Annotated in this window: 7 protein-coding genes; 5 read left to right on the forward strand and 2 right to left on the reverse strand. The window is 66.6% G+C overall.

What is annotated here, in order from left to right; translation table 11 throughout:
- Nucleotides 1-96: 96 nt before the first annotated feature.
- The 5 genes from ACFWPT_RS27375 to ACFWPT_RS27395 all read left to right on the forward strand — a co-directional run bounded on the left by ACFWPT_RS27375 (nt 97) and on the right by ACFWPT_RS27395 (nt 7,130).
- Nucleotides 97-285 (forward strand): AbrB/MazE/SpoVT family DNA-binding domain-containing protein, encoded by a 189-nt coding sequence (locus ACFWPT_RS27375; protein ID WP_380484942.1) that lies wholly within the window; start codon nt 97-99, stop codon nt 283-285.
- 240 nt (nt 286-525) lie between these two features.
- Complete coding sequence (locus ACFWPT_RS27380) at nt 526-2,928, forward strand: ATP-binding protein (RefSeq protein ID WP_380484945.1); 2,403 nt, start codon at nt 526-528, stop codon at nt 2,926-2,928.
- A 3-nt stretch (nt 2,929-2,931) separates the two neighbouring features.
- Entirely contained in the window at nt 2,932-4,605 is a 1,674-nt protein-coding gene (locus tag ACFWPT_RS27385) for a DEAD/DEAH box helicase family protein (protein WP_380484947.1), read from the forward strand.
- A gap of 7 nt (nt 4,606-4,612) precedes the next feature.
- Nucleotides 4,613-5,203, forward strand: a complete 591-nt coding sequence (locus tag ACFWPT_RS27390) for a hypothetical protein (protein WP_380484949.1) — start codon at nt 4,613-4,615, stop codon at nt 5,201-5,203.
- 238 nt (nt 5,204-5,441) lie between these two features.
- A complete protein-coding gene (locus ACFWPT_RS27395) occupies nt 5,442-7,130 on the forward strand; it encodes a PE-PGRS family protein (protein WP_380484951.1) in 1,689 nt (562 codons plus the stop codon).
- Here ACFWPT_RS27395 and ACFWPT_RS27400 read toward each other — a convergent pair.
- Entirely contained in the window at nt 7,060-7,905 is an 846-nt protein-coding gene (locus tag ACFWPT_RS27400) for a PE-PGRS family protein (protein ID WP_380484953.1), read from the reverse strand. The genes ACFWPT_RS27395 and ACFWPT_RS27400 overlap by 71 nt on opposite strands.
- Nucleotides 7,906-8,027: 122 nt before the next feature.
- Nucleotides 8,028-8,555: a hypothetical protein gene (locus ACFWPT_RS27405; protein WP_380484955.1), complete on the reverse strand. Its 528-nt coding sequence runs from the start codon at nt 8,553-8,555 to the stop codon at nt 8,028-8,030.
- Nucleotides 8,556-8,963 lie beyond the last annotated feature (408 nt).

Below are 8,963 nucleotides of genomic sequence, written 5' to 3' on the forward strand. Positions count from 1 at the left end.
GCGAGCGTGAACTTGGTGTACGCGGGGAGCGGGCGGACGGGCCCTCCCGAAAGCTGATGTCGACCGACACCGGGATGAGGATGGAACACTGAACGCGTGATCAGAGAACCGGCTGAAGTGACCGTTGGTGAGAATGGCACTGTGGAGATCCCGCTCGGGGTGCTTGCGGAGGCGGGCCTGTACCCCGGAGCGGTCGTCATGGTCTACAGCGACGGGGATGGGCGCATCGTCATCCGACGTCAGGGCGACGCCCTCCGTGACCTTCTGGAGCATGGCAACCTCTGAGGCCCCCGACCTCCGGCTCACGGCAGGTTGGGGCTGCGGGCGAGGTCATAGATCTCGGCACTTACGTAATGAAGTGCCCATCATCCACCAGGGTTGGGCTGAGGTTCACGCGGCGAGTAGGGCCGCCGCGCAGTGGCAGGCCAGCATGACTCTGCCTAATTGTCCGTGCCGTGCGATATCTCTTGCCAGAGCTGGATCATCTGGTGTTCTCCAGAACAACTTTCAGACGGGAGCAGTGCTTTGTCGACTGACACCGAAGGGGCATCGTTCGAGGAGGTCGACCTCACGCCTTCTCCGCAGCTGTTGGAGGCGCTGGGAGACATCCCCTACAAGCCGTGGCAGTGTCTGGCAGAGCTGATCGACAACTCCTTCGACGACTTTCTGACTGACCCAGACCGGAGTGAGGCGCAGGAGGTCTGGATCACCCTGCCGAAGCCAACCGACGACGATCCGATCGTGGGCCTGCTCGACACCGGGCGGGGCATGAGTCTGGAGACGCTGCAGAGCGCGTTGAAGGCCGGCTACAGCGGCAAGCGGCGGTACGGCAGCCTGGGCCTGTTCGGCATGGGATTCAACATCGCCACGGCCCGCCTGGGGCACCACACCGAGGTGCGGACCACACGGGCGGGCGACCCGGACTGGCTGGTCGTGGAGATCGATCTGCGCCGACTCGCACAGAACGACAGCTTCAGGACGCCGCTTCGGCGGGAGCCCAAGCAAGACATCTCCGAGCACGGCACCGAGGTGATCGTCCGTCGTCTACGCGCCGAGATCGCCGAAGACCTGAAGAAGGTCAACCGCCACGCATCGGTCCGCGCGGACCTTGGCCGGGTCTACTCGTACCTGCTGCGCGGCGAGAACCCGGTCCCCGGTGTTCCGGACGGCCCGATGGCAGGGCGCGGCTTCCGGCTGAAGGTGAACGGGAAGACCGTCTCCCCCCGGTTGCCCTGTGTTTGGTCAGCGTCGCGGACGGTCACCAAGGAGGGGCGGGAGATCGCGGCCGTCAACTCGGTGGATATTCCCCTGGCGTCGGCGCTGGCCTGTATGAAGTGCGGCCACTGGCAGAGCCCAGACCTGGCGCTGGACCGATGCGCGGAGTGTGACGGCGACGACATGCAGTTGCGCGAGCGCCGCATCCATGGCTGGTTCGGGGTGCAGCGATACCTGGACGAGAGCGACTACGGAATCGACTTCCTGCGCAATGGCAGGAAGATCCGGATCGGGGACCGCTCCCTGTTCTCCTGGGAGAACCCGAACGACGGGACTCAGGTCCCGGAGTACCCGGTGGACATCCCCGCTACTCAGGGCCGCATCGTGGGCGAGATCCACCTTGACCACGTCCCGGTGGGCTACCAGAAGACCGACTTCAACCGGGAGAGCCGCGACTGGCGGCATGCTGTCATTGCGCTGCGTGGCGAGGGCCCGATGCGCCCGAAGAAGGCCAAGGTCCTCGGGTACTCATTGAACGCCTCGCCCCTCGGAGAGATCTTCAAGGGCTACCAGGAGAACCGCCCTGGTACCGGTTGCCTGATTCCCGGCAACGGCAGCACGGCCATTCACGACACGGCTCGGGAGTGGGGCGCGAAGTTCCACTCGGGCCAGCACCCCGAGTTCCTCTCGGACGAGATCTGGTACCAGGCTGTCCTGGCCCATGACGAGGTCCGAGACAACGGCGGAGCACCCGCGCGGTCGACCGGTAACAGCGGGGTTGGCGGCCCGTCGCTGACCGGCCGCACCGGACTGACTCCCCTGGGCGGCTCGTCGACCGACGGTCACGGCTTGGACGGCGTGTCGCCCGCCCCGTCGCCCGCCCCGGCTCCCGAGCCGATGGAGACGGAAGACCAGCGCTTCGAGCGCTACCGCGCCGACGCCCGTCAGGTCTTCGATCTGACGGGCGAGGTGACCCTGCCCCGGCTGGGCCGCAAAGTCGTGACGGTCTTCGACACGCGTACGCCGCTGCTGGACGATCGCGACCGGCCGGTCCCCTCGCTGGCCCGCATGGGCAAGGGCGTGAATCTGGAGGTGTTCGTCCACGGCGAGCACCAGGTGTTCCGCGAGTACGGACGCGACCCGCGCGACTACGCGCTGATGGAGATCGCACAGACGCTGCACGCATTTGAGCCGGACGGGCAGAAGGTCACGGCGGTCGCAGCTGAGGTCACCCGGCAGTTCCCCGACCAGCGGGTCACCGAGTCAGCGCTACGCGACCGGGCCGACTCGCTGCTGGGCCGGGTGCGCGAGCTGATGGCGCCGATCGTCGCGCCGATGGCTGGCGAGCTGTGGGAGGCGTTGCCAGAGGTGGTCAAGCTGCGCGCCGAGCGGGACGCCGGGCGAGCCGACGCCTCGCTGGACTGGCCCGCCGTGGTCAAGGACGGGGCATTTGTCGCCCACCTGGACGCAGCCGGGATCGCGGCCGTCGTTCGGGTCCGCCCGGATGCCTTTTTGGACGGAGCGGTGTTCAAGACGTCCTGGAGCGGCTGGTCGGACACTGCGGTCAAGGACCGGCAAGTGGCGCAGACCGTGCGGCCCCTTGAGGTCGTCAGCGAATTCCTGGCCGATCCGGGTGCGAAGACACGCCTGGAGTTGTCCTTGGCGCGGATCACCTTCGACATGCTCGACCAGAGCGTCGCCGGGCCGGTGTGACCGATGATCACCTCGTTCACGGCCTCGGACTTCCTACGTTGGGTGGGACCGTTCGGATTCACCCGCCAGCTGGAACGGCTGGCGCTCCACCTGGGATTCACCGATGTCGTCAACATCGACGGTGCGAACGACCAGGGCGGCGACATCCTCGCCACCCGCGAGGGGCGCCTGTGGGTGTTCCAAGCCAAGTGGAAGGCGGGAGCGGTGGTGCCGCCCAGCGCCATCGACGAGGTCCTGGAGGCCAAAGCCCACTACGGCGCCGACCACGCCGTAGTAGTCACCAACAGCCGCTTCGGGCCACTCACTCGCAAGCGCCGTGACAGCCTCGCGGCGGTTGGAATGCGAGTGGAACTATGGTCGGGCCAGGAACTGGCCGACCTCTACGCCGACGACCAGTTCACCACCGACCGGCTCCCGTCCCGCACGCTGCGTCCCTACCAGGACGAGGCGCTGCGGGCGGTCCTCGACGATCTCGGTGGCTCTGACCGTGCCCTGCTGGTGCTGGCCACTGGCCTGGGAAAGACCGTGGTCGGTGGCGAGGCCATCAATCACCACCTACTCGAACGCCCCCAGGACAAGGTCCTGGTCGTTGCCCCGGCCAAGGACCTGGTGGAACAACTGGAGCGGGCGCTGTGGCACCACTTGCCAAAGACAGTGCGCACTCAGCTCCTGACCGGCGATCACCGTCCCGACGACCTGCGAGGCGTCACCTGCGCCACCACTGCCAGCGCGCTCAGCTACGCCCGCGCTGGCTATCGACCCGCACTGGTTATGGTCGACGAGGCCCATCACGTCGCCGAGGACGGGCAGCTGGCTGAGCTGCTCGACATCCTCCATGCCAGCCGGCAGTTCGGGGTCACGGCCACCCCCTGGCGCGGTGACCGATTCGACATTCGCAAGCGCTTCGGAGAACCCAGCTACACGCTCGGCATCGAGGACGGCATGCGGCTGGGTTACCTGTCAGAGGTCCGCTACCGGCTCTACGCGGACAACATCGACTGGGACTTCGTCCGAGGTGTCAGCGACCACAGCTACTCGATCAAGGACCTCAATGCCCGCCTCTTCCTTCCCGAACGGGACGAAGGAGTGCGGGAGCAGTTGATGGAGGTCTGGGCGCGTACTCAGCAGCCCCGCGCGGTCGTCTTCTGCCGTACCGTCGAACACGCCGAACGACTGGCGGCACTGCTCGCGGAGGTACCACAGTGGCGCGGGGCCCTCGCCGTGCACGCGGGCCTGAACAAGCGGGAGCGGCAGTCCCGGCTGATGAGTTTCCGCAGTGGGGAGGTCCCTATCCTGACCGCCGTCGACATCCTCAACGAGGGCGTCGACATCCCGGACGTGAACATTCTCTGCTTCGCCCGTGTCACGCACAGCCGCCGGATCTTCGTCCAGCAACTCGGCCGCGGTCTGCGGCTCCGTCTCGGAAAGTCGCACGTGGAGGTCCTGGACTTCGTCAGCGACATCCGCCGCGTCGCCGCTATCTTGAACATCCGCCAACAGATCGCCGAGGACGAAGTCGAGACCTTGCGCCTGGCGGAGCGCGGTACCAGTTTTGACTTCACCGACCAGCGCGCAGAGAGCCTGATGCGTGAATGGATCAAGGACGCGGCCAGTCTGGAGACCTCGTTGGAGGAGAGTCGCCTCCAGTTTCCCGACCCGGCCGCCTTTGGGGGATGAGGTAGCGATGAGTGACATCGACGAAGGCATTCGCCGCGAGGTGATCGCCGAGGTCTACCGGCAGGTCGACGAGCTCGACTGGGACGGCATGTCCCTGCGCGAGCGCTCGCAGTGGTACCTGCGCTGGATCGACGACCCGCTCATCGGCGGCAAGCTGACACGGTTCATCGAACGCGATCGGGTTCGGGTATGGATCAAGGATGGGCCGATCAAGGAACTGCCTCGGGCCCGCCACGGTATCGGTTCCTATGCCCAGTTCGCCGTGAACCGTTACCCCGGGGTGGAGCAAATCGCACACCAGGCCATCGGTCCGGACTGGATCACTGACCCCGACACGGTCGATGTCAAGCCCAATCGCTGTCTGGTCAGGGGGCCCGGATCGGACGTCCTAATGATCTGGGGGCCAGCAGCCAAGCTCGCTGACCTTGTCTGGGCCGGCATCAATGCCTGTGTGGATGGCAAAGCCCAACCGCTCATTGTCGTCACCACCCCCCAAGGGACGCGCCTCAGCGGAGGCGAAATGCACCGTCACCGCCTTCTCGCCAAGGTGGCTGGCATCGAGCTGTGCCACATCACCCTGCGGCTCACGCGCGCGTGACGGTGACGTGCGGCCGACGCGTCGCCCGTACCGTCCTGGTGGGGCGCCGACTGACTAACCTGAACCGACGCGTGCAAGATCCATGCCAGAACGGGCGGGTAAACGACGATCAAGTGTGGTCGAGAGTGATCGCCAAGAGCCCGCTCAATCGGGCTTTTTCGTTGGCAGGGGAAATTTCTGGATCGAACACTCAAAGATTCCCAAGGTCCTGTCCTGTCGATGTCTTTGCTCGACGTGCTTGTCTCAGCTCGTGGTGGTGGGGTACGACGGCAGCATGCTTCGTTGGTCACCACTCAATGAGCGCCAGCTCTCGCTACTGACCCGCATTGGCGGGGACGGGAGCCCGGTCACCTCGGATGAGTCCGAACTCGCCCATAGCGCTCGAGCTCTGAAGGAGCGCGGGCTCATCAGCATGCCGAAGGCCGAGGGGGTGAAGTGGCGGGCTGAGATCACTGACGCCGGCCGCTTCTACCTGGAGCACGGGCATCACCCGGACCGCCCGGCTCCGAAGCCCAAGACCACGGTCCGGGCTCCCGCCGACACGGCGTCGAAGAGCCGACCCACGGAGACAGACCCGCCGCGCGACCAGGCCGCTACCCGGGCGTCGGCAGTGCAACAGCAGCCGAAGCCGCCGAAGGAGTCCAGGACCGTGAGCGGTCCGGCGCTGATCGAGCAGGTCCGGCAGGCGGGACGCTTCCTGAGGATCCCCGATCCGTCGCCGGAGGAGCGGGCGAGGCTGCGCCGGTCCTTCGATGCGGCTCGCACGTGTGCGCCTGACGGCTACCAACTGAAGTACAGCGGACGGGAGAAGGGCGACTTCTTCCTCGGCCTGCTGCGGACGAACGGGCTGGACGAGACCGAGTGGAACCGGATCCGCCTCCAGCGGAGCAGGGTCATCACGGACGTCGACGACGTGATCGCGGCGGTCAAGGCCGACCACAGCGCCTTCGAGATCTCCGAAGACGTGCTCCCGCGAGTCCTGTCGATCGTCCGTCTGATCGCCGAGGAAGCCCTGTCGAGGCACGGGAACGTGACGATCCTGAAGAAGCGGCGCCAGGTCCGGCCGATGCTCAGCGTCCACGGCAAAACCTGGGAGATCGAATTCAAGGAGCGGCAGAGGCACGTCAAGTACGTTCCCGCCCCCAAGGGGCGACGCAAGACCTACGACTGGCAACGGGTCACGCCCGCCCACCGATCCGAGCCGTCCGGCGAGCTCGACCTCTACCTGGTCGAACCTCACCACAGCTACAACCGCGCCAACGCCTGGACGAAGGAGTGCGGAGACACACCCAGCCGGCAGCTGGAGGAACAGATCGGGGCTGCCTTCCGGGCCCTGAGAGCACGCGCCGAGGAGCAGGAAACGCACCGTCTGGCGTACGAGGCCGGGCAACGACGGCTCAAGGAGGAGCGGGAACGGGCGGAGACCGAGCGGCGACGACTGGAGGCCGAGGAGAAGGAGCGCAAGCAGCGGAAGTGGGAGAAAGCCGTCGCCGCCGCCAAGGTCCACGCCGCTGAGGCCGCGCGGGCGGAGACCTTCGGGGCGGCCCTGGACCGGTGGCGTGCTGCCGCCGAGATCCGCCGGTTCTGCGCGGAGCTGGAGGAATCCGTGTCCCGCGCCACGTCCGTCGCGGAGGCCGAGCGCCTGCGTCAGTGGGCCAAGTGGGGCGGGGAAGAGGCCGACAGGATCGACCCGACGTCGCCCGGCCGCGGGCTCGGCGTCGAGGACTTCGAGACCGAACCCACTGACGAGGCCCTGCGCCACTTTCTCAAGGGCTGGAGCCCGCACCGGCCCGTCAAGGAAACGCCGCCGGCTGAGCCTGCCCAGCCACCCCGCCAGCCAGACCCCTGGCGCGACCTCAGCGCCTCACCTCGGGACCAAGGCTGGAAATACGGACCCCAAGGTCGCGCTCAATGGTGGAGGCGATGACGCCGTGCCCACGCTCGCGCAACGCCTTCACGGCCCGCTCGATCAGAGTGTTCAGCCGCTCCACCTCTTCGCGAAGCGCGAGCAGCTCGTCATACCGGTCCACCCGCTCCTGGCCACACCACTCGCGGATGGTGCGGAGGGCGTCGTCCTCGGCCTTCAGCTTTCCGTCGTCCCGGCGGCGCTCCCAGGAGTGCCATGACGGAACGGCCCGCTCGCGGTCCACGGACTCCTGCCGACGGTCGACCTCCGGCAGGATCTCCTCGGCCAGCGTTTCCGCAACGTGCCGGGCGATCCGCTCGACGACCGGCCAGCCCGCCAGGCACAGCCCGGAGTGGTTCTCGTAGACCATCGGATCGGCGCGCAGCTCGGCCGGATCGAGGCCCAGACGCTGTGCTGCGGCATCCAGGTCTGCCAGCTCCAACACGCCGGCATCAGCCACGCCTTTGCGCAGCCGGACCTGGCTCTTCGGGCGGACGAACCCCAGGATCGTCCGGGCCGCCTCGAACTCGGGGCTCTTGCGCATCTGCCGGGACGCCTCGGTCAGCCTCAGCTCCGCAGCGTCGTCAGCACGGAAGATCTCGACGTCGGCCCACCGGGCGACCAGTGATGCCTGCGCCACCCACTCCTGCAGTCCGGCCTCCTCACCTTCGAGGAACCGGACATGCACCTGGGCCGACCGACGCGGGTCTCCCACTCGGACGATCTCCACACGGCGGACAGTGCCACCGAGCAGCTTGGGCTGGGCACGATAGGCCCAGTTCTCGTTGATCTCCACGCACCTATTGAGCCAAAGCGGCGCCCTGCCGCGCTACCGCTTCCCAGGACCGTTACCGGCTGGAAACGGAGCTCGGACCGCCGTGATGACGCGCAGCGGACGATGGTTCCGTGCAGCTGGCCTCAGGAATCCCGCGCAGTCTTGAGCCGCGTATTCTCGGCCTCCAAGGCCGCGATACGTTGTTCAAGCTGGGTGCGGGTGAGGCGGTTACTCTTGGGGGCTTGAACGGGGGGCTTTCTGGCATTCGGTGGTTCCGCTACAGGCCCGAGTGGCTCGTAGGCCACGATGACCGACGGGTCCTTGCCACAGTCCGGGCACCGCATCGACGATGATCCGTGCATCGTGGGATTGGCGATGGAGCAGTGCCGCTTCGTCTCCACGATGTGGCCGCAGTAGAGACGCACGCGCCAGCGCATGATCTGATGATCTGGGTTCTTGAACGATCTGATCATCTCAAGCGCCTTTGCGCGGTGAGCGTTGCGCTGCCGCCCAAGCTCCGGATCCGCTGCCTCCTCGGCTTGCCGTTCTTCCGCCTGCTTGTTGACGGCGTCACGGATCTGATCTGAGGTCTTCTGTGAAGCATGATCTCGCCGAGTCAATTCATACGCTTCGAGCGGGACTCCATGCCTCTCATGAACAACATCGGCCATGTGTGAACCGTATCGATGGCCGGATCGGACTGCCCAGGCTGACCGATTGGTCTCCGCCAATCGGTCATGTGCCGAAATATTTAGTGGGGTGGATGCCTGTATCGGATCGCAAGTGATCAGTTGAGGGCTGGATAGTGGCGGGCTGTCCGATGCGCTCGGACGTTGGCCCGACACCGGGTGACCTCGCAGTCCCAGCCTGCCCTGTAGCCGTTAGGCGTGGTTAGGGCTTTGGCCGTCCGGGGCAGGAGACCTCGGCCTGGGGACCGGGCTCAAGGTTCTCGGGGCATACACGGCGAGACCCCGGCCGCGGGGTGGCGGTTTCTAGGGGTCGTTGCAACACGTGGTCGGTTTGATCAGGCCGCGAGCAGTTTATGCAGGCGCTCGGCTGGGGTTTCCCAGTCGAGCGTT

Source organism: Kitasatospora sp. NPDC058478 (assembly GCF_042720345.1).
GTDB lineage: Bacteria > Actinomycetota > Actinomycetes > Streptomycetales > Streptomycetaceae > Kitasatospora.

Excerpts from the sequence above, each read along its gene's own strand:
- ACFWPT_RS27385 (WP_380484947.1), top strand. The coding sequence starts at position 2,932 with ATGATCACCTCGTTCACGGCCTCGGACTTCCTACGTTGGGTGGGACCG.
- ACFWPT_RS27390 (WP_380484949.1), top strand. The coding sequence starts at position 4,613 with ATGAGTGACATCGACGAAGGCATTCGCCGCGAGGTGATCGCCGAGGTC.
- ACFWPT_RS27405 (WP_380484955.1), bottom strand. The coding sequence starts at position 8,555 with ATGGCCGATGTTGTTCATGAGAGGCATGGAGTCCCGCTCGAAGCGTAT.